The organism is Cyanobium usitatum str. Tous (assembly GCF_963920485.1).
In the GTDB taxonomy this organism is placed as follows: Bacteria; Cyanobacteriota; Cyanobacteriia; order PCC-6307; family Cyanobiaceae; genus Cyanobium_A; species Cyanobium_A usitatum_A.
This window is the reverse complement of sequence record NZ_OY986431.1, coordinates 371,877-390,787: the sequence shown is the minus strand read 5'-3', so window position 1 is coordinate 390,787 and position 18,911 is coordinate 371,877. Positions and strand designations below refer to the sequence as shown.

Genomic DNA, 18,911 nt, shown 5'->3' with positions numbered 1-18,911 from the left:
TGACCTTACCGGTAGACCCTGGGTGGAGGACAGGCCCCTTGGACCCGTTTGAGGACCTCCCCGTAGGCCTCGACAACGCCGCCTAAATCCTGTCGGAATCGATCCTTGTCCAAAATCCGGTCCTGAGAATCCAGCACCGCCCGATCCCAAAGACGGCAGGTATCAGGGCTGATCTCGTCAGCAACCACCAATTCACCACTGGCGGTATGCCCCAATTCGATCTTGAAATCCACCAGCTGCAAGCCGATTGAATCAAACAGGGCCAGCAATTCCCGGTTCACCTGACGGGCCAACTCCTCAAGTTGGCAGCGCTGCTCGGGGGTGACTAAGCCCAAATGCTCAAGCCGGGCTTCGGTGAGCAGGGGATCTCCGAAGCCATCGTCCTTGTAATAGAGATCAAGCAAGGGTGGCTCCAGGGGCGTGCCTGGCGCGATGGGCATCTGCTTGCAAAGCGAGCCCGCAGCCACATTGCGGATCACCACTTCAATCGGGATCACCCGCACTGGACGGGCCAGCATCCAGCGGCTGCCTTCCACCCCGAGGTAGTGGGTGGGGATGCCCCGTGCGGCGAGATGCTCAAAAAGCAAAGCCGAAATGCGGCAGTTCAACTCTCCCTTACCCGCCAATTGGGCCTTTTTGAGGGCATTGAAGGCCGTGGCATCGTCTTTGTATTCGACAGCTACCAAGTCGGGCTGATCTGTGGCGAATACCCGTTTGGCCTTGCCTTCGTAAAGCAGGGAACCAAGTGTGTAGGCCGTCATGGCTGGGGATCGGGGGACTGCGGTGCGGCGGCATGGCCACCAGGGGCTCGGGGGGTGCGAAGTTGACGCTCCAGATCACCCTGCCGGGACAGGGCAGCTGGATCCCGCCGCTGCAACAGCCACTCACCGTAGGCATCGTCGATACGGGCGCTGAGGCGCAAGCGCCGCTCCGTTGCCCGGGCGACCTGCTCCGGCGTACTGCTGGCCAGGGCCAGCTGCTGGTCGAGGATCTCAGCTACCAGCCCCCAGCTACCTGAAGACGCCGCCTGCTCGAGGGCCAGCTCCAGCAGCCGGTCCTGCTCAGGAGCTGGTAGGGCTCCAAAAAGCGCTACCGCCTGAGCCAGCCGGGCCGCCGTCGCCGCGCCGGGCTGGGAGCTGCTGATCAACACCTCCGCGGCCCGTTGCCGTTGACCCAGGCTTTCGAGATGGTCCGCCAACAGATCCAGGGCTGGGCGATTGATCGGGGAGCCATCCTTTTGCTGGCCCACCGGCAACTCCAGCAACTCCAGCTGCCCAAGGTTGCCAGCAGCGAGCCGCTCGAGGGCATCGGCCGCCAGCTGGTGGTGCAAGCCCGCCTGGGCAGCACGCCACTGCAAAACCAGCCACTGGGTCCGCTCAGCGCCAGGTGCCGGCCCCACCCGCTCCAGCACCTGCAGGGCCCCGTCAGGGGCCTGGCAGCTCAACAAGCTGTGGGCATTAGCCAGCACCACCGCAAGAGGCTGGGGGGCTGGGTGGATGGAGAGCAGCCGCTGTTGCAGCTGGCGCAACAACGGCCCATCGCGCCGCCGCACGGCACTGACACAGGCAGCTTCGAGGGCATTGAGATCTCCATCGCGCAGCAGGGCAATCAGGGCTGGATCAGTGCTGGCAGCTGTGGTTTTGGCTTGCGCTTCTGGGGCAGGGGCGACGGCGATAAGGCCAGCCAGCGCAGCGCCAAAAATTGGCAACAGCCGGGCCCGGGGGGAGAATGGCGCTGGTATTGCTGGCATGTCTAGAGACAGGGCTTGGCGGCCCCCCGCACCACGTTTCAACTTAGAAGAGCTTTCGCTCCCATCCCACCTCCCGTCCGGTCCATGCCCCCTGCCTCCTGTCCAACACCCGCGAGGATCCTGGTGATCGGAGCTGGTGGCCGCGAGAACGCGCTGGGCTGGGCCCTGGCCCGCTCGCCAGGCGTTGAGGCGGTCTGGATTACCCCTGGCAACGGGGGCAGCTGCGACCTACCGGGCTGCCAGCAACTGGCCATCGCCGAATCCGACCAGGACGGGCTCCAGGCCGCCTGCCGCGACCTAGCCATTGAACTGGTGGTGGTGGGTCCAGAAGCCCCCCTGGCGGCTGGCCTGGCCGACAGCTTGCGCGCCGCGGGATTCCCCTGCTTCGGCCCGGGGGCCGATGGGGCGCAACTGGAGGCAAGTAAACAGTGGGCTAAAGCGCTGATGCAGGAGGCCGGCATTCCCACTGCCGGCTACTGGGCCGCAAACAGCCGCGAGCAGGCTCTGGAAATTTTGACGAGCCAAGGGCGCCCCCTGGTGGTGAAGGCCGATGGCCTGGCCGCCGGCAAAGGCGTCACGGTGGCCGAAAGCGTTGAGGAAGCCCGAGCCGCCATCGAGGAGATTTTTGCCGGCCGCTTCGACGCAGGCCACAAGGCGGCTGGCGCCGAATTGGCAAGCGCCTTTTTGGTCTTGGAGGAGCGCACCGTTGGCCCCGAAGTGTCCGTATTCGCCCTCTGCGATGGCCAGCGCATGGTGCTGCTGCCCACTGCCCAGGATCACAAGCGCATCGGCGAGGGCGACACCGGCGCCAACACCGGCGGCATGGGCGCCTACGCCCCAGCTCCCCTATTGGATGCAGCCGGCCTAGAAGAGGTGCGTCAGCTGGTGCTTGAGCCCACCGTGGCCGCCCTGCGGGCTCGAGGCATCGACTACCGAGGCGTGATCTACGCCGGCTTGATGCTCACCGCAGCCGGACCAAGCGTGATCGAATTCAATTGCCGCTTCGGCGATCCGGAGTGCGAAACCCTGATGCCATTGCTGGGGCCGGAGCTAGCCCAAATTCTGTTGGCCTGCGCCAACGGCAGCCTCGACCAAGCACCAGCCCTCACCATCCATCCAGGCTGCAGTGCCTGCGTTATCGCCGCTGCGGAGGGCTACCCGGGTGAGCTGCGCCGCGGCGACCCCATCGAAAGCGCCCTGCACCCCACCGACCAGTTGCAGCTGTTCCATGCCGGCACCAGCCGAGATGACCACGGCCGCTGCCTAACCAGCGGCGGCCGGGTGCTGGCGCTGGTGGCCCAGGCCGACGACTTTGATACCGCCTTCGAGCGGGCCTACGCCGGGCTAGCCCAGGTGCACTTTGAGGGCATGACCTTCCGCCGCGACATCGGCCATCAGGTGCGCAGCCGATGAGCTGGCGCCAGGCCATGGGCCGCTGGTGGGCGGAATTCAGCCTGCAGACCAAGCTGCTGGCTGTGGCCACCCTGGTGGTGAGCCTGCTGATGACGGGCTTCACCTTTTTGGCCCTCAACGGCATCCAGAGAGATGCCCAGCTGAGCGATACCCGCTACGCCCGAGACCTGGGCCTGCTGCTCTCAGCCAACATCACGCCTTTGGTTGCGGAGGGCAACGACCGGGAGCTAGCGGCGGTAGCGGATCGATTCTGGCGATCCAGCCGCAGTCTTCGCTACATCTTTTTCGCCGACCCAGAGGGGGTGATCTACCTAGGCATTCCGATCGGCGCCAGCTCAGGCAGCAGCGAGCTGCTGCTCAGCCGCCGCCTCGAATTGCCCGCAGACCTACAGAAACGGCCTGACACGCCCCTGATCCGCCAGCACCTCAGCCCAGGCGGCCAGGTGACCGATGTGTTTGTACCGATGGTGAGCGACGGCCGCTATCTCGGCGTGCTGGCCCTGGGCATCAATCCCAACGAAACCCTGCTTACCAGTGCCGCCCTCACCCGGGAGGTGACTGTGGCTGTGTTCATCTCAATCTGGGTGCTGGTGATTTTGGGGGCGGTTTTCAATGCCCTCACCATCACGCGCCCCGTGAAAGAGCTGCTGCAGGGGGTGCGCTCTATTGCTGGCGGCAACTTCGAAACCCGGCTGGCCCTGCCGGTGGGAGGGGAATTGGGGGAGCTGCTCGACGGCTTCAACACCATGGCCTCCCAGCTGGAGGACTACAAAGCAGCAAACATCGAAGAGCTAACCGCCGCCCAGGTGAAGCAGCAGTCGCTGATCGCCAAGATGGCCGACGGGGCGGTGCTGCTTGATGCCGAGGGCGCAATTGTGCTGGCCAACCCCACCTCCCGTCGCCTGTTCCGCTGGGAGGGACGCAACCTCGAGGGCAAGGATCTGATTGCCGAGCTGCCGGAACGGCTGGCGATGGAGGTGCAGCCAGCCCTCGACAGCGTGACCTGCCGCGACCGAGAAAGCGCCGATGTGCGTTGCAGTTTTGGTGAACCGATCCGCACCCTGCGCATCGTTTTGCAGTCGGTGAGTGATGCCAGCGGCGAAAGCCTCAAGGGCATCGCCATGACCATCCAAGACCTAACCCGCGAGGTGGAGCTCAATGCCGCCCAAAGCCGCTTCATCAGCAATGTCTCCCACGAGCTGCGCACGCCGCTGTGCAACATAAAGAGTTACGTGGAAACCCTCCACGACCTAGGCGACCAGCTCAGCGAAGAGGAAAAGCGCGAATTTCTGGGGATCGCCAACGCCGAAGCCGACCGGCTCACCAGGCTTGTCAACGACGTACTTGACCTATCCCGGCTGGAGTCGGAGCGGGAGTGGAACCTTGAGCCGCTGGAGCTGGCCCCAGCCATCGAGCAGATCCTGCGCACCTACCGGCTCAATGCCGATGAAAAGGGCGTCTCCCTGGCCTTTGAAGCCGATCCCCAGCTGCCGCGCATCCTGGGCAACTGGGACCTGCTGCTGCAAGTCTTCGACAACCTGGTGGGCAATGCCCTCAAGTTCACCCCCAAAGGTGGGCTGCTGCAATTGCGGGCCTACCCCTGGCCCGATCTTTGCGTGCTTACCCCGGGCAACGAACCCAGCAGCGACAGCCCTAGCTGCGATCTCACCTCGCCCCTACCCCGGATTCGAATCGAAATCGCCGACAGCGGCTGCGGCATCTCGGATGCAGATCAGGAGTGCATTTTTGATCGCTTCTATCGAGTTGAAAATGCAGTGCACACCGAAGCTGGCACTGGCTTGGGCCTATCGATTGTGCGGGGCAACCTCGAAAAACACGGCACCCAGGTGCGCATGGCCAGTGCCCTAGGGGTGGGCAGCACCTTCTGGTTTGACTTGCCTCTAGAAAATTCAGACACGGACGAACTGCGGTTACTGGCCGAGCGACGCCGCTACGACCAGGCCTAGATTTAAATCTCGTCGTCGGCGACGCTGCGGGCGATACGGGAGAGCTCGCTGCGTTCGTCGGTGGTGATCCGGTGGGGCACCCCGGAGATGATGCGCTCGAAGTTGGAAAAGGAATCCTTGATCTCAGGGCCGTTGCTGGTGATCACGAATTCACGGATGCCCTTGTCGTGCCAGGAGCCACGCATTTTGAACACGTTCAAGGCACGGGCCATCTCACCGCGGATCTCCACGTATTGGAGCAGCAGGATCGTGTCGGTGATTGTGGAGATATGGGAGTCGGTGATCGAATGGCTGCCCATGAACTCTTCGGAGGTGTTCGTAAAGAAACCGGCAATCTCCTCCTGCTTGGCATAACCAGTAACGCCAATAACAAACTGCCTAAAGGCGTTGTGACTCACGCCCCGGGCTAGGGCACTTAGGGAATCGATCGCCATCCGCGATGGCTTGAACTGGCCTATCTCAGTTTTGATGATTTGGAGATGATCTTCCAAACCCGTGGACTCGGGATAGGCGCAAATGATCTTGAGCAGGCCATCCTGCTCCATCTGCTCAAAATCAATACCCCAACTGGTGGCATTGCGTAGCAGCTGGGCGCGGGACTCCTCGTAGGCGAACAGGATTGCTCTCTCCTTGGAGCGGCAAGCATCCTCAACAAATTTGGACACCAGCAGGGTTTTACCCGTACCCGTGGCACCGGTGGCCAGGATGATCGAATCCTTGAAGAAGCCGCCGCCGCACATCTCGTCGAGCCTGGGCACGCCGGAGCTGAGCCGCACATTTGAGGAGCGCTGGGTGAGGCGCATGGCTCCCAGCGGGAAAACACTGATGCCGTGGCTACCCATCGTGAAAGGAAACTCGCCCTTCATGTGGGTGGTGCCGCGCAGCTTGAGAATCTCCGCGGTACGGCGCCGCCGCTCCCCCTCCAGCACGTTGCGGAGAATCACCACGTTGTCAGAAACAAATTCTTCAACCCCGTAGCGAGCAATCGGACCGTATTCATCGATCCTCTCGGTGGTCATCACCGTGGTGACACCAATTTCCTTCAACCTGGCAATAAGGCGGAAAATCTCGCGGCGCACCACGGAAACCGCATCGTATTGCTGAAATACAGCCGTGATCGAATCAATCGCTACTCGGCGGGCTTTGTATTTGCGAATCGCATAATTAATTCGCTCAATCAAGCCGGACAGATCAAAACTTCCCGCCACATCTTGGCCTTCCGGATCCGGCGAGGCATCCAGAATAAAGAGTTTGTCTTGCTCCACCATCTCTTGCAGATCCCAGCCAAAGCTGGCCGCATTACGCAGAATATCTAGGGGCGATTCTTCAAAGGTTACGAAGATTCCAGGTTCGTTGTACTGACGAATGCCGTTGTAGAGGAAGTTGAGAGAAAACACCGTCTTACCGGTACCTGACGTACCACTGATCAGGGTGGAGCGGCCGATGGGCAAGCCGCCATGGCACACGTCGTCGAAGCCCTCGATCCCAGTCGGGAGCTTCTGAACCTGCATCAAGGGGTTGCTGGTGGGTCTTGGTTCCTGCATCGAGGGAAGAGATCTGAAGAAAAACTACTCAGGGCAGAGGCTCAAGAGAAGGGAGAGGATCTGTAGGAACCAAAACCGACGGATTTTCCATGCCGTCGTCGTCGCATAATTCCTCTTCCAAGACCTCCTCACTGAGCTCTTCGTAGAGCAAATCAAGCCCGATCAGCACCCGCTCCCGATCGGAGAGATCGCCGATGATGCGGCGCACGGGTGGCGGCAGGATCTTGGCCAAAGTGGGAGTGGCGAGAATCTTGTCCTCCTCAGCTAGCTGAGGATTTTTCAACACATCAATCACCTTGAGGGCATATACGCCCCGGAATTCCGTTTCCAGGATATTCCGCAGTGTTTTCAAGGCACGCATCGAGTTGGGCGTATTGCCCGCCACGTAGAGCTTGAGGATGTAGGTCTTGCGTGGATTCATGGTAAAGAAACCTCCTGGTTCAAGCCATCGTGGGCTGGCCGGACGCCTGGACCGGCAAACCAGTCAAAGGGGCATCGGCTGGAATTGAGCGGCGGTACATCTCGCAGAGATGGGCCATCACATCGAGCAGGGCCAGCCGATAATCCTGGAGGAAATCGTTCTTGTGCCCTTCCAGCTTGAGCTGTTTGGAGAAGCCATCAATGAGATTCATGTGAATCTCAACAGTTTTAGTAATGGGTAAATCACTGAAAAAAGCCGTATTGACGAAACTTTCCAGGGCCTGGTTTGCCGCGGCCGGATCCCGGAAATAACTGAGCAGCAGGTCTCGATAGGTGCGCTCCAAAGAATGGATCAACTCTTCGCGCTCCTGCTCTCTCAGGTTACGTAGAAAGCGGGCTGGATCACGCTTGTAGAAAACCCCAACAAAGCCGACGCGGCCCTTCAGCCGGTTGGCCAGCTTCCAGCGATCGGGGGTTTCGGTGCTCTGGCCAGCAGGGGAGCTCTCGGAGCCGGCTAGGCCTTCGCGCAGGTAGCGGGAGACAGCCGCATCCAGGCTGTAGCTGAGCTGCTCAAGCTGATCGGGGGGCAGGTGCACCTCCGCTTGATGGAGTTCGATCTGGCCTCCCACGCCACCGATCACCACCGCCGGCAGCAGCAGTCCCAGATCCCCAAAGGCGCGGCAGTCCTCGGGGCTGAGGGCCCCCTGCTCCAGCAGCACGGCGTCAAATTCCTCGCGGCGCTGCTCAAGCTCCACCAGGGGGTTGCTGGTGGGATCCACCCAGACCATGCGGCAACGCCCCCCGACCAGCCAGTGGGAGCACGCTTGCCGCAAGCGGGGATCTCTGATCAGAGAGGCGATGGTGAGGGCCGGTTCGGGCATGGACCGCTTTGGCAGCGGGGCAACCCCCGCGGGAAAGGCCCCTGAATGTTGACGAAAGGAAGGGCCAGACGGGAGGATTATTGTTTGTTTTTCGATTGTGCGCCAGGCCGAATGACGCCGAGTCTCTTTTCGGGCTCAGGGTTTGCTGAAACCCTTGGCTTAGAGGGGGCTCCGTCAGCCTGGCCACGCTCTTGCCGCCATGAGCCCTACCACCGAATCCGCAGCCACCAGTGGCGCCTACGCCATTGTTGAGGCGTCAGGCCAGCAGTTCTGGCTGCAGCCAAACCGCTACTACGACCTCGACCGCCTTGGCATCGATGTCGACGGCACCTTGACCATCGACAACGTGTTGTTGATCAACGACGGCAAAACCACGACCCTGGGCCAGCCGTACGTCAAAGGAGCCAGCGTTGAGCTCAAGGTGATGGCCCATCGCCGCGGCCCCAAGATCATCATTTACAAGATGCGCCCTAAGAAAAAGACCAGGCGCAAGAACGGTCACCGTCAGGAGTTGACCCGGGTGATGGTCGAATCGATTTCCCTAGGTGGCAAAGCTCTGGCCTGAGCTGTTTACCGCTCCCTCTTCAATTTCCATACCCACTCGCTGATACCCCCGATCCATGGCCCACAAGAAAGGCACAGGCTCAACCCGCAACGGCCGCGATTCAAACTCCAAGCGCCTCGGCGTCAAGCGCTACGGCGGTGAAACCGTGAGCGCCGGCTCCATCCTGATTCGCCAGCGCGGCACCTCGGTGCTGCCCGGGGTCAATGTGGGCCGCGGCTCCGACGACACCCTGTTCGCCTTGGTGGATGGTGTAGTCAACTTCGAAAGCATCAAGCGCGGCCTGCGCAACCGCAAGCGCATCAACGTTGCCATCGGCTGAATTAGCCCCAGGCCCTTAAAGCGATTCCTTAAAGCCGGCGGACCTCCACCGGCTTTTTAATGCCCAGCGTTACGGCCCCTTTCAAGCCAACCGGTAGGCCCGGGTGGTGATCAGGTAGGGGTGAAACACCTCGAGAAAGCGGCTCTGCAGGCTGCGGAAAAACGCCTCCACCAGCTCTGGGGCATCGAAGTGAAAGGGGTACTCGCCCTGAAATCCCTTGAAGAAATACCAGTTGAGTAGGGCGATGCCGGCTGGGGAGAGGCGCTCTGCAAACAGGGCCAACTGGGCGGCAGGATCGCTCAGATGTTCCAGCACATCCAGGCAAACGATCGTGTCGAAGCGCCCAGGCAAGGCCGGATCAGCCATATCCCGATAGCAGCTCAACTTGGCGCCCAGGCCGAGCTCGGCAGCGCGTGCCTGCACAAAGGCGCGGTTGTGGGGGTTGAGATCCACGAACCACACCCGCTCCACCTCGGGGAGAGCCGCCGCGGCCAGGGCATGGCTGCCAATACCGCCGCCGAAGTCGAGCACCTGGCCGCGGGCAAAGCGCTGCTGCAGCCGCAGGGTGTCGGCGATGTAGTCGGCGCTGCCTAGGTGCCAGGCCGCCAACTCCAGCAGATGGCCGGTGCCAACAGTGTCTTCATAAAAGCGACCCGCCTGATCTGGATCAAAGGCACCGGGGTGTAGGGCGGCCAGGTCGTCGGTGCTGCTGGGCAGGCGGCACTCCAGCTCCTCGGGGGAAATCTCGAGGAAGCTGGCCAACTGGGAGCGCAGGGCGAAGCCATCAGCCAAGAACCGCTCCACCCCCAACTCCAGCTCCCCTACCGCGCCCATGCCTTGCCTTGCCCTTTAGATGGGGGTCAACCTAGGAGCCAGCCCCGATACGGGCTTCTTCCCCTAGTTCAGCCCCTTCTCCCGGCACCTCTAACCAGCGCCGCAGCCAGGCCACCAGGCCATAGAAGGGCAGGGTGTCAGCCAGGGCTGCCACAAGTTTGAACAGGTAGCCACTGGCGATGAAGGAGGCCAGCTGGGGCACCACCGGCTCGCCGGGGCGCAGCGGCAGCACATGGCTGGCGTAGTGACTAATCAGCACCACAGCGCTGGTGTCCACCAGCTGGCTCACCAGGGTGGAGCCGTTGTTGCGCAGCCATAGGGCCTTGCCCCCACTGAAGCGCTTCCAGAAATGGAATAGGCGCACGTCGGTGAACTGGGCCGCCAGGTAAGCCACCATCGAGGCGCCAACCGCGCCGAAGGCGAGCCGGCGCACCTCAAAGAAGGTGGCATCGGGCGCGCCTGCCAGCCCCGGCAGGATGCCGCCAAGCCAAAGGATCAGCACAATCCAACCGTTGAGCAGCAGACCCACCCACACCAGCTGGGAGGCCTTCTGCTCTCCCCACAGCTCACTGATCAGGTCGGTGCAGAGAAAGGTGATCGGATAGGGCAGGGCCCCCACCGCCACCACGATCGGCCAGGAGCCAATCGTGCCCAACTGCAGAAAGCGAGTGAGGCCAAGGATGTTGAGCATGCCCATGGTGCCCAGGAAGATCCCAGCCAGCACCAGAAACGCCAGGTCGCGGCGCTGCTGCAGGGTCATTGGCGCTGAACATGGGACGCTGCAAGGGTGACGCTCCGATCCATGGCTGACCAGCCCTGCGGCTTTCTGGTGCTCGACAAGGCGGCGGGGCTCACCTCCCACGCCTGTGTCGCCCGGGTGCGGCGCGCCTACAAGCTCAAGCGCGTGGGCCATGGCGGCACCCTGGATCCAGCCGTCACCGGGGTGCTGCCAATCGCCCTGGGCCCCGCCACCCGGCTACTGCCCTACCTGGAGGGCGACAAGACCTATCGGGGCGTGGTGCAACTGGGGCTGCGCACCGTCAGCGACGATCTAGAGGGTGAGGTGCTGGCCAGCTTTGCCGTGCCCGCTTTAGAGGCAGCTGATCTGGAGGCAGCCCTGGCGAGCTTTCGCGGCCCCATCCAGCAGGTGCCGCCCCAGGTGTCGGCGGTGCACGTGAAGGGGCAACGGGCCTATGCCCTAGTGCGCCAGGGCGAGCAGCTCGAGCTGGCGCCCCGAGCGGTCACAATCCAGCGACTGGAGCTGCTCGGCTGGGATGGCGCCACAGCAAGGCTCGAGCTGCTGGTGCGCTGCTCGGCCGGCACCTACATCCGCTCCCTAGCCCGCGACCTAGGCGAGGCGCTGGGCTGCGGTGGCGCCCTGGCCCAGCTGCGCCGCAGCGAGGCCCTGGGCTTTGGTCTCGAGCAGGCCGTGCCATTGGAGGCCCTCGATCAGGCGCCCTTGCCCCCTCTGCTGAATCCGCTGGCAGCCCTGGGGCACCTACCCCAACGGCAGCTGCTCGACGCAGAACTTGAAGGCTGGCGCTGCGGCCGCGCCCTTGACCATGGGCTGTCGCTGGAAGCCGGAGAGCCGGTGGCGGTGCTGGGGCCGGATGGCAACCTGGCCGGCATGGCTCGCACCAGTGAAGGCGGCCTCTTGCAGCCCAAGCTGGTGTTCAACGCAACCGGCTAGCCCCTCGCCCCTCTCCCCCCGCACCCCGATGGCCGGCCACAGCAAGTGGGCCCAGATCAAACGCACCAAGGCCGTGGTGGATTCCAAACGCGGCGCCGTGTTTACCCGGCTTGGCAGGGAGATCATGGTGGCGGCCCGAAGCGGGGCCGACCCCGCCGGCAACTTCCAGCTGCGCACCGCCATCGAGAAGGCCAAAGCCGCCGGGATGCCCAACGCCAACATCGAGCGGGCCATCGCCAAGGGTTCGGGCCAGGGCAGCGGCTCCGGCGAAGCCTTTGAAGCCGTGCGCTACGAGGGCTACGGCCCCGGCGGCGTGGCGGTGCTGGTGGAGGCCTTCACCGACAACCGCAACCGCACTGCCGCCGAGGTGCGCCTGGCCTTCGGCAAACACGGCGGCAACCTGGGCGAAACCGGCTGTGTGGGCTACCTGTTTGAGCAGCGCTCGGTGGTGCAGCTCGCTGCCGGGGATGGCCAAGCCATCGATGAAGAAGCCCTGCTGGAAGGGTTGCTGGCCCTAGAGGAGCAGGGCGGCCCCGCCGCCCTCGGCTACACCCCCCTCGAGCGAGGGGAGCTGGAGGTGTTCGGCACCTTCGCCGACCTAGAGGCCCTGCAGGACGGCCTGCGCCGCCAGGGCTGGGTAGTGGTGGGCTGGGAACACCGCTGGATTCCGCAAACCGCCTGCCCCCTGAGCGACGCCGAAACTCTGCGCGCCTGCCTGCGCATGCTTGATGCCCTCGAGGACCTCGAAGATGGGCGCAGCGTCACCAGCAACCTGGAGGCCGACGAATCCCTGATAAACGCTGTCCTGGTCTGAGGTTTGGGCCATGGCCCAGCGGGGGCAAAAAAGGGGCGGCAGCAAAAGCGGCAGCAGAATTAGCGCAGCTGCAGCACGGCCTTGGCAGGGGGCTCCACCCGGCGATCCCCGCGGCGCAGGGCCAAGGCGGAGCCGGGCCTGGATGGCGCGCCCCAGGACGGGCTGATCTGGCCCCAGTTGGCCGCCACCTGGGCAGGGCGATCCCCAGGGGAAATGGCCGCGGCCCACGCCAGGGCGGCGCAGCTGGTGGCCGGCGGCTGGGGGTCAATCGCTCCGGATGCCTGGGGCTCCTGGCCAGGGGTGCCCCCAGACTGAGCTGGATGCCAGGGCGGCGCGAGTCACCCGCTGCCCCTGGATTCAGCCGCGTGCACCAGGGCCTGCAGCAGCGGGCCCGGGGCCGTGGGCGATCAGCCCGCAGCGGCGGCGGCCAGCAGGGCGGCGGCGGCGTGCTCCAGCCGGCCCGGCTCAGGCCCCCACAGCCAGCCCAGCTGCACCAGCTCCACCTCCATCTCGGGCTCCAGCAGGTGGCGGTGGCCCTCCAGCAGCCGGCGCCGCTCGGCGGAGTCTCCGGCCAGAGCGGCCTGCAGGCCACGGAGCCCCTGGCGGGGGCCACGGACTCGGGGGCCGGCGGCGGCCAACCAACCGGCCAGCCTCTCCCTCTGCCTCCACACCGGGTCGGCCTGCAGCAGGCGGCGGAGGTGGCCGGCGCGCTCCACACACTGGCGGCTGCAGTAGCGGCCCTGGCGGACGGGCACCCACTCACGGCCACAGCACTCACAGGCCACAACGGGGCGGGGCTGGCTGCGGCGGGCACGGCTGGCCCGCTGGCGGGCGGCGGCGGCGGCCAGTCGATCAAGTGCGGCAGCCAGCTCCATGCCGGCGGCGGTCAGTTCTTCGAGTGCGGCGGCAGCAGCGCGATCGGTCGCTTCGGAGCGAATCTGCAGATCAGCGAGCCGGGCCGCCAATTCAGCGGTGCGGTTCATGGTTTCAGGTGCGCCGGCGTTCACTGCTGCCGGCTGCCTTGGCACCTTAGCAACTATCCGCCTAGGCGGCTAGTCAGTCGCAATCACTGTTACGTCAATCGACATTGCAGGGCAATGCCCCTGCCGATCTATGCGCCACTTACTAGCCGCCTTCTCTCTGTTGTGATTTGCCGAGAATCAGGATATGATTTGAGAAAAGTCAAGGCCTAACTATTATGGCTAATAATCTTAAGAGCTTTAAGTTCACTAACAAAGCAGACACAGCGATTTCAGTGACAGGCTGGGAGGTCCTCGAGGGTGTTGTTATAAATGCACTTGCTGGCAATGACATCATTAAAGGCACCAGCAGCACCGACTCCGGCATCGGCAACTACGGCACAATCAATACCGGCGATGGCAAGGATACCATTACCGGCACCGGCACCGGCGACTTCTACGGCATCGGCAACGACGGCACAATCAATACCGGCGCTGGCAATGACAGGATTACAGGCACCGGCGGCACCGGTATCTACAACGACGACGGCACAATCAATACCGGCGATGGCAATGACATCATTAAAGGCACCAGCAGCACCGGCTCCGGCATCTCCAACTACGGCACAATCAATACCGGCGATGGCAATGACAGGATTACAGGCACCGGCGGCACCGGCTCCGGTATCTACAACGACGACGACGGCACAATCAATACCGGCGATGGCAATGACATCATTAAAGGCACCAGCACCGGCTCCGGCATCTTCAACTACGGCACAATCAATACCGGCGCTGGCAATGACAGGATTACAGGCACCGGCGGCGACTTCTACGACATCTTCAACTGCGGCATCTTCAACTACGGCACAATCAAAACCGGCGATGGCAATGACATCATTAAAGGCACCGTCACCGGCGGCACCGGCGGCACCGGTATCTACGACGGCATCGAGAACGACGGCACAATCAAAACCGGCGATGGCAATGACATCATTAAAGGCACCGGCACCGGCTCCGGCATCTCCAACTACGGCACAATCAATACCGGCGCTGGCAATGACAGGATTACAGGCACCGGCGGCACCGGCTCCGGTATCTACAACGACGACGACGGCACAATCAATACCGGCGATGGCAATGACATCGTCGATGCACTTGAAGGTGGATTCGATGGAGATGGAACAACATATCTTGATGCTGGCAATGACACCCTAAAAGGATTTGGTACTGGTAATTTTTATGGCGGCGCTGGCACAGACAAGTTATTTTTTGGCGAAGGCACCTACGTAATTAGTGGGTCCACTGTCGTATTTAATGGTGCGACAATGAACGTCAATCAATTTGAAAAAATAGGCGGTGCAAATGGTGGACTATTTACCTTCCAAGATGGGACGCTTACTGTTTCATCAACAGGTGTTGGCACATTTGCTTGATTGCCAGTCGTAATAGCTGTTGCGTCAAGCACCAGCGCAAGATCAACGCGGCCAGCTCGTCGGCGTCTGGTGCTGGCAGCGCCGGCTGGTGCAGCTCGTCGCGAATGGTGTCGCACATCGGCGGCGCTGGGCTTTCAAGCCATTTGCAGACACCAGCCGGCAGCATCACCGCGCGGCGAATCTCGGCCTGGTCGATACCACGCTCGGCACCATGCGCCACCAGCAGGGCCAGCGCCGGCGCTGCAGCGAGTTTGGCGGCGTGCAGTGCGTCGATCATTTCGAAAGCCTTGGCAAGGTCGTCAGCGGTCATTGGCGCGGCACCTTTGGCGCCAAATTGCACAATTCGCGCAATTCACGGCAAGCACCAACCAGCGCGCCGATGTTCTTGGTCGCCAGCGCGATGGCGGCGCCTTCCTGCAGCAGGTGCACCAGCAAGGCGGCTTGCTGCCGTCGGTCGACCTTGGCCTGCTCGATGTCACCGCGAATGATTTCGTAGGCGGCGCGCAGCTCGGCTATGGGCAGCTCGGCCAGGGAGGCAGCATCGGCAGCCGCGGCGGCGGCCAGCAGGTTGGAGCTGCTCGGCGCCGTAGACCTCGGGGCTGGGGCTGGCTCTGCAGCAGGGGGCTGGGCCACGGGCCCGGGCTGCTCGGCGCCGTAGACCTCGGGCTCGGCCATGGGCAGCTGTGACATCTGCTCAGCCATCGGCCGGGTCGGTGCATCTGCACGGGGGCGCCAGCCGGCCACGGCCAGCACCAGGGCCAGCAGGGTGCGCAGGGCCAGGGCCGCGGCGATCAGGCCCAGCAGGGCCAGCTCCAGGGGGTGAACAGGCGCCGCGGCGCCGTTGGTGTCGGTGGGCATCGTTCTGCTCCGGCCAGGGCCTGTGGTGATCCCCGGGGCGGCGCGCTCGGCCAGCTCCAGGGGGTGGTTTTGCTGGTGGTGGCCCGCGCGGCCATCGCTCCAGCTCCGCCACCGTACACCCCGTAAGTGCGGGGCTATGGTGGGAGCATGGAAAGCACCGCCTACAAAGACACCATCCACCAGGCCGCCAGCGAGGCCATCCAGCGGGCGCTCGATCGCCGCCAGCAGGCCCTGGACAAGCTCAACCCCGCCACCATCCCGGCTGTGCAGGCCGGTGATCGGGTGCTGATTGCCCCGGGCTGCGGGCACAGCGCCGTGGGCGCCATCGTGATGGCTGGCCCCTCCGCCGATGGCTATTTCCAGGCCCGGTACGCCGGCACCGCCCCGCTCTGCCTGGATCACGGGCAGAACGCTTGGCTGCAGCCTGGGGATGCTCGCAACGTGGCCTGGGGCGACGGCCTGGTGGCCCTGGTGATCGGGGAGGTGCACGGCCCCCACGGCAACGCCATTCCAGACGGCCGCGCCATCAGCCCCGCCCCGGCGGTGATCGTGCAGACGGTGGAGCGGGTGGTGACGATCCAGCCCAGCCAGCCCAAACCCGCCAGCACGGAAGCCACAGCCCGCCGCAGCCGCGCCGGCAACACCATCAGGAAACAGACCGGCCGCGGCACCTGGGCGGCGATCAACCTGGGCGCCGATGGCCAGCGATTCCAGCGCCAGCAGCTCACCACCAAGCTGCACCCCCAGGCCCGGGCCGCCCTGGAGCAGCTGGCCGCCGATGCTGGCCTGCGCGTGTGTGAGGTGCTGGAGGCCTTGGTGCTCGCGCCCGGCGCCGCCGCCGTGGTGGCCAAGGCCAGGCCGCTAGGGGTTGGAGCCCAGGCCGCCCCATCCAATGCAAAAGGGCCCGACCGCACCGGCGAGCGCCGCACCCGGCTCACCAAGGCCCAGGGCGCCAAGGTGGACCTGATCCTGCTGGAGCTGGCGGCCCAGGGCCGCACCGGCAAAGCCGACCTGGAGGCCTTATCCGAGCGGCTGACCGATCTGGGGCTGCCGGCCCAGGGGGTGGCCACGCTGCGCACCAGACTCAGCCGGCTGGCCAAGCACCAGGGGGTAGACCGTGTCTGACGACAAATCAGCTGGGGGGTCAGCAACCCCCTCTCAGTAAGAAGGAGCGACTGGATGCAAAATCCATACATCAAAAAGGAGTTAATATAAATGCAAAATGCAATCTCAAACCTTAGGAAGAAACTCTACGAGAACTTGAAACGGATGCCCATACTCGTACAATGTACTACAGGAAAAGTCAGTACAAGAGTCAACAATTTCCTTGAACTCTAAAAACTGGTAGTGGAAGGGATCTCTAGCAGAATGTGAAACCGCTCCATACTTGACTTCCCACTTGTACTCAATGCAATCAATGCCAGGAGGAAGAATTATCATACTAGACAAATACTTTGCATGATTCGCCATTTTTGGGCGCAGGCGTTTCAAGCAAATCAGTATGGTATTGAGCGAAAGGTGAGAGAAAAGAGAGTTAGAAAATGCAGCATCGATTGAAGCATCGGGAATTAAATCAAAATCAAAATAAGGACCAGGAATCAATTCTATATTCGAGACGTCAACACCGGAATTTGTTAGAGATTTAAAACCACTATCAAGTGCATCCTTATTCAAGTCAGTTGCGTAATACTTCTTGGGTCTTCCTATCTCGCCTTGACAGTACCCCAGCGGAATATCGCCACACCCAATATCCGCAAAGCATTTGCCCTCCAAAGTGCCAAAGTGCCTTTTGATTGCAGGAACCTGGAAAGACTGAAGTCTTTCTCTATATTCATCATTGATAATTCTTGGATTCTTTAAATAATTATTCTCCGAGTACTGCATTGCGCGTTTAGCGAGATGGCATTATCTTATCGTATGCCCATATCAGGTCTAACTTGACCTTCTCCTCCAATCCCCTCTTGTATCTCTTGTCTCTCTTCTGAAGTTCCTTCAGCATCTCGTATTCAACCTTAGTCAGTCGAATGGTTGTATTCATCTAACCACCTCACTGCGGTTGTTCTGGAACCATTCATAGTGAGTGATCAGGAAATCCAGAGTACCCGTTCTGGATCGTCTGAGTTGGTGGGACAAGGAATCAAACTTTTGCAGAGTGGTCTGATTCCTTTTCCCAAAGAACAGATTGATGTTGCGTTGATCAGGTCTTGATTGCGTCTTCATAGGCGAGTGAAAGGTGGTTATCTCTATTTATTCTGTAGGGAAGACCAGATCCGAATTCTGGTAATCCAACACGAGATCAGCATCCTGGTGATGTCTATAGGAGTAGTAGTCCTTCAGGTTGTAGAACGCATGGTGATCCCAGACCCATGGTTTGATCACCACACCTCTATTCCCCTCTGTGGTGGTCTTGAGGAGTTTCTGGACCCTTGGAGAGACCTTCTGGTGAATCAGGTGGTCAAGGAACCAAAGGTGGTTCTGGCGGCCAGGTCGCTCAGGTCCGGGGGCTCCGCCAGCAGCCGCAGGGCCTCGGCCACGCCGGGCTCCCAGGCATCGCCCACGGCATCGGCATCGGCGGTATCGGGCAGCAGGGGGTCGGGCGCGGGTGCAGCAGGCACTGGGGCCTCCGGCCGCGGCGGGTACTCCAGCAGCAGGCCGGCGTCGGCCAGATCGGCAAGGTCCAGGGCGTCGATCGGCAGCTCCGCCAGCCCGAGCACGTGCACCGCCATCCTTCGCTTGTGGATGCCTTGCTTGATGGGCTTCAGGCACGTGCCACAGGCGGGCTCCAGCTGGTCGTGGGCCGCCCAGCGCAGCATCGGCCGCTGGCCGCCCAGGCGGTGTGGATCCGGCACGGGGCAGCTACAGATCGGCCCGATTGGCGGCTGCCGCTGCTTGGGCGTGAGCAGGGCGTACTCCAGCACGTTCAGCCCCACCAGATGCTCCTCCCCAGGCTGGGGGTCCAGGATGCTGCCCCGCAGGTAGGCACCGGGATCACGGCGGCGGCGGCGGGTCATCGCTGTTTGGGCTGCTTGGTGGGGTCGTCGCAACCGGTGGCTTTCAGGAGCAGGTTCATCGCGCCTGCCGCGGCCGATAGCTGGCCGCTGTCGAGCCCGGCCTGGATCAGGTGCTCCAGCTGCTCCAGCTTCTGGCTCAGGAAATCGGGCCGGTCCTGGTTGAACTTGCGCTTCAACTCCCGCACCGCCTCGGCGTGAACGGCATCAAAAGAGCGCAGGCTCACACCCCACTGCTCTGCCGCCATTTGCAGCATCGTTGGCCGGGTGCGGCAGGAGCCGATCCAGCCAACCATCTGCTCCACCCGCAGGGCGATCACCGCCTGGCTGGGGCGGGGCCCCACCACCGCCTTGTGCAGCGGGTGCTCAGCTGCCCAGGTTTCCCACCCTGGGGAATCTTTGTCGGGGATGTTGGCGGTCATGGGGTAATTCTGCCGGCGGATGTTGGCGTTG

22 protein-coding genes are annotated in these 18,911 nt (G+C 62.7%); 8 read left to right on the top strand and 14 right to left on the bottom strand.

The features are described 5' to 3' along the window. Positions 1-5: 5 nt before the first annotated feature. Together purC and U9970_RS02070 are read right to left on the bottom strand one after the other, a co-directional pair. Entirely contained in the window at positions 6-761 is a 756-nt protein-coding gene (purC, locus tag U9970_RS02075) for a phosphoribosylaminoimidazolesuccinocarboxamide synthase (RefSeq protein ID WP_322765084.1), read from the bottom strand. Continuing rightward, positions 758-1,750: a hypothetical protein gene (locus tag U9970_RS02070; RefSeq protein ID WP_322765083.1), complete on the bottom strand. Its 993-nt coding sequence runs from the start codon at positions 1,748-1,750 to the stop codon at positions 758-760. Before U9970_RS02070 ends, purC begins: the two co-directional genes overlap by 4 nt. Before the next feature lie 84 nt (positions 1,751-1,834). Between U9970_RS02070 and purD the strand changes: the two genes are divergently transcribed. Both purD and nblS read left to right on the top strand, forming a co-directional pair. Continuing rightward, on the top strand, positions 1,835-3,163 hold the full coding sequence (gene purD, locus U9970_RS02065; RefSeq protein ID WP_322765082.1) for a phosphoribosylamine--glycine ligase: 1,329 nt from the start codon (positions 1,835-1,837) through the stop codon (positions 3,161-3,163). Then, positions 3,160-5,130 carry a two-component system sensor histidine kinase NblS gene (gene nblS, locus U9970_RS02060; RefSeq protein ID WP_322765081.1) on the top strand — a complete coding sequence of 657 codons (1,971 nt, stop codon included), beginning with the start codon at positions 3,160-3,162 and terminating at the stop codon, positions 5,128-5,130. Before purD ends, nblS begins: the two co-directional genes overlap by 4 nt. Positions 5,131-5,132: 2 nt before the next feature. Here the strand turns inward: nblS and kaiC are convergent, their stop codons facing one another. Genes kaiC through U9970_RS02045 form a run of 3 tightly spaced genes read right to left on the bottom strand, consistent with a single transcriptional unit; the run spans position 5,133 to position 7,975 of the window. After that, complete coding sequence (kaiC, locus tag U9970_RS02055; RefSeq protein ID WP_322765080.1) at positions 5,133-6,674, bottom strand: circadian clock protein KaiC; 1,542 nt, start codon at positions 6,672-6,674, stop codon at positions 5,133-5,135. Between the two features lie 28 nt (positions 6,675-6,702). Then, positions 6,703-7,095, bottom strand: a complete 393-nt coding sequence (gene kaiB / locus U9970_RS02050) for a circadian clock protein KaiB (RefSeq protein WP_322765079.1) — start codon at positions 7,093-7,095, stop codon at positions 6,703-6,705. A 19-nt stretch (positions 7,096-7,114) separates the two neighbouring features. Beyond that, on the bottom strand, positions 7,115-7,975 hold the full coding sequence (locus U9970_RS02045; protein ID WP_322765078.1) for a circadian clock protein KaiA: 861 nt from the start codon (positions 7,973-7,975) through the stop codon (positions 7,115-7,117). A gap of 199 nt (positions 7,976-8,174) precedes the next feature. Between U9970_RS02045 and rplU the strand changes: the two genes are divergently transcribed. Beyond that, positions 8,175-8,540, top strand: coding sequence for a 50S ribosomal protein L21 (gene rplU, locus U9970_RS02040; RefSeq protein WP_322765077.1), 366 nt, complete (start codon positions 8,175-8,177; stop codon positions 8,538-8,540). Between the two features lie 55 nt (positions 8,541-8,595). Then, the gene (gene rpmA / locus U9970_RS02035) at positions 8,596-8,859 is read left to right on the top strand and encodes a 50S ribosomal protein L27 (protein WP_254933859.1); all 264 of its coding nucleotides are present in this window, start codon (positions 8,596-8,598) and stop codon (positions 8,857-8,859) included. Between the two features lie 81 nt (positions 8,860-8,940). Here rpmA and U9970_RS02030 read toward each other — a convergent pair whose 3' ends face one another. Both U9970_RS02030 and U9970_RS02025 read right to left on the bottom strand, forming a co-directional pair. Further along, entirely contained in the window at positions 8,941-9,693 is a 753-nt protein-coding gene (locus tag U9970_RS02030) for a class I SAM-dependent methyltransferase (protein ID WP_322765076.1), read from the bottom strand. Between the two features lie 31 nt (positions 9,694-9,724). Next, complete coding sequence (locus U9970_RS02025) at positions 9,725-10,453, bottom strand: queuosine precursor transporter (RefSeq protein WP_322765075.1); 729 nt, start codon at positions 10,451-10,453, stop codon at positions 9,725-9,727. 42 nt (positions 10,454-10,495) lie between these two features. Between U9970_RS02025 and truB the strand changes: the two genes are divergently transcribed. Both truB and U9970_RS02015 read left to right on the top strand, forming a co-directional pair. Further along, positions 10,496-11,383 carry a tRNA pseudouridine(55) synthase TruB gene (truB, locus tag U9970_RS02020; RefSeq protein ID WP_322765074.1) on the top strand — a complete coding sequence of 296 codons (888 nt, stop codon included), beginning with the start codon at positions 10,496-10,498 and terminating at the stop codon, positions 11,381-11,383. A gap of 28 nt (positions 11,384-11,411) precedes the next feature. Beyond that, positions 11,412-12,197 carry a YebC/PmpR family DNA-binding transcriptional regulator gene (locus U9970_RS02015; protein ID WP_322765073.1) on the top strand — a complete coding sequence of 262 codons (786 nt, stop codon included), beginning with the start codon at positions 11,412-11,414 and terminating at the stop codon, positions 12,195-12,197. A gap of 59 nt (positions 12,198-12,256) precedes the next feature. Here the strand turns inward: U9970_RS02015 and U9970_RS02010 are convergent, their stop codons facing one another. Then, entirely contained in the window at positions 12,257-12,385 is a 129-nt protein-coding gene (locus U9970_RS02010; protein WP_322765072.1) for a hypothetical protein, read from the bottom strand. A 219-nt stretch (positions 12,386-12,604) separates the two neighbouring features. After that, positions 12,605-13,180, bottom strand: coding sequence for a hypothetical protein (locus U9970_RS02005; protein WP_322765071.1), 576 nt, complete (start codon positions 13,178-13,180; stop codon positions 12,605-12,607). 215 nt (positions 13,181-13,395) lie between these two features. On the opposite strand from U9970_RS02005, the gene U9970_RS02000 reads away from it, so the two are divergent. Next, complete coding sequence (locus U9970_RS02000) at positions 13,396-14,592, top strand: calcium-binding protein (protein ID WP_322765070.1); 1,197 nt, start codon at positions 13,396-13,398, stop codon at positions 14,590-14,592. Here U9970_RS02000 and U9970_RS01995 read toward each other — a convergent pair. Together U9970_RS01995 and U9970_RS01990 are read right to left on the bottom strand one after the other, a co-directional pair. Next, positions 14,555-14,902 carry a hypothetical protein gene (locus U9970_RS01995; protein ID WP_322765069.1) on the bottom strand — a complete coding sequence of 116 codons (348 nt, stop codon included), beginning with the start codon at positions 14,900-14,902 and terminating at the stop codon, positions 14,555-14,557. The genes U9970_RS02000 and U9970_RS01995 overlap by 38 nt on opposite strands. Continuing rightward, positions 14,899-15,450 carry a hypothetical protein gene (locus U9970_RS01990; protein ID WP_322765068.1) on the bottom strand — a complete coding sequence of 184 codons (552 nt, stop codon included), beginning with the start codon at positions 15,448-15,450 and terminating at the stop codon, positions 14,899-14,901. Before U9970_RS01990 ends, U9970_RS01995 begins: the two co-directional genes overlap by 4 nt. 147 nt (positions 15,451-15,597) lie before the next feature. Here U9970_RS01990 and U9970_RS01985 point away from each other — a divergent pair, with 147 nt between their 5' ends. Next, a complete protein-coding gene (locus tag U9970_RS01985) occupies positions 15,598-16,575 on the top strand; it encodes a hypothetical protein (protein WP_322765067.1) in 978 nt (325 codons plus the stop codon). Positions 16,576-16,680: 105 nt separating this feature from the next. Here the strand turns inward: U9970_RS01985 and U9970_RS01980 are convergent, their stop codons facing one another. The 3 genes from U9970_RS01980 to U9970_RS01970 all read right to left on the bottom strand — a co-directional run bounded on the left by U9970_RS01980 (position 16,681) and on the right by U9970_RS01970 (position 18,880). Then, entirely contained in the window at positions 16,681-17,334 is a 654-nt protein-coding gene (locus tag U9970_RS01980; protein ID WP_322765066.1) for a class I SAM-dependent methyltransferase, read from the bottom strand. Between the two features lie 563 nt (positions 17,335-17,897). Then, positions 17,898-18,461, bottom strand: a complete 564-nt coding sequence (locus tag U9970_RS01975) for a hypothetical protein (RefSeq protein ID WP_322765065.1) — start codon at positions 18,459-18,461, stop codon at positions 17,898-17,900. Further along, a complete protein-coding gene (locus U9970_RS01970; protein ID WP_322765064.1) occupies positions 18,458-18,880 on the bottom strand; it encodes a hypothetical protein in 423 nt (140 codons plus the stop codon). Before U9970_RS01970 ends, U9970_RS01975 begins: the two co-directional genes overlap by 4 nt. Between the last annotated feature and the right edge of the window lie 31 nt (positions 18,881-18,911).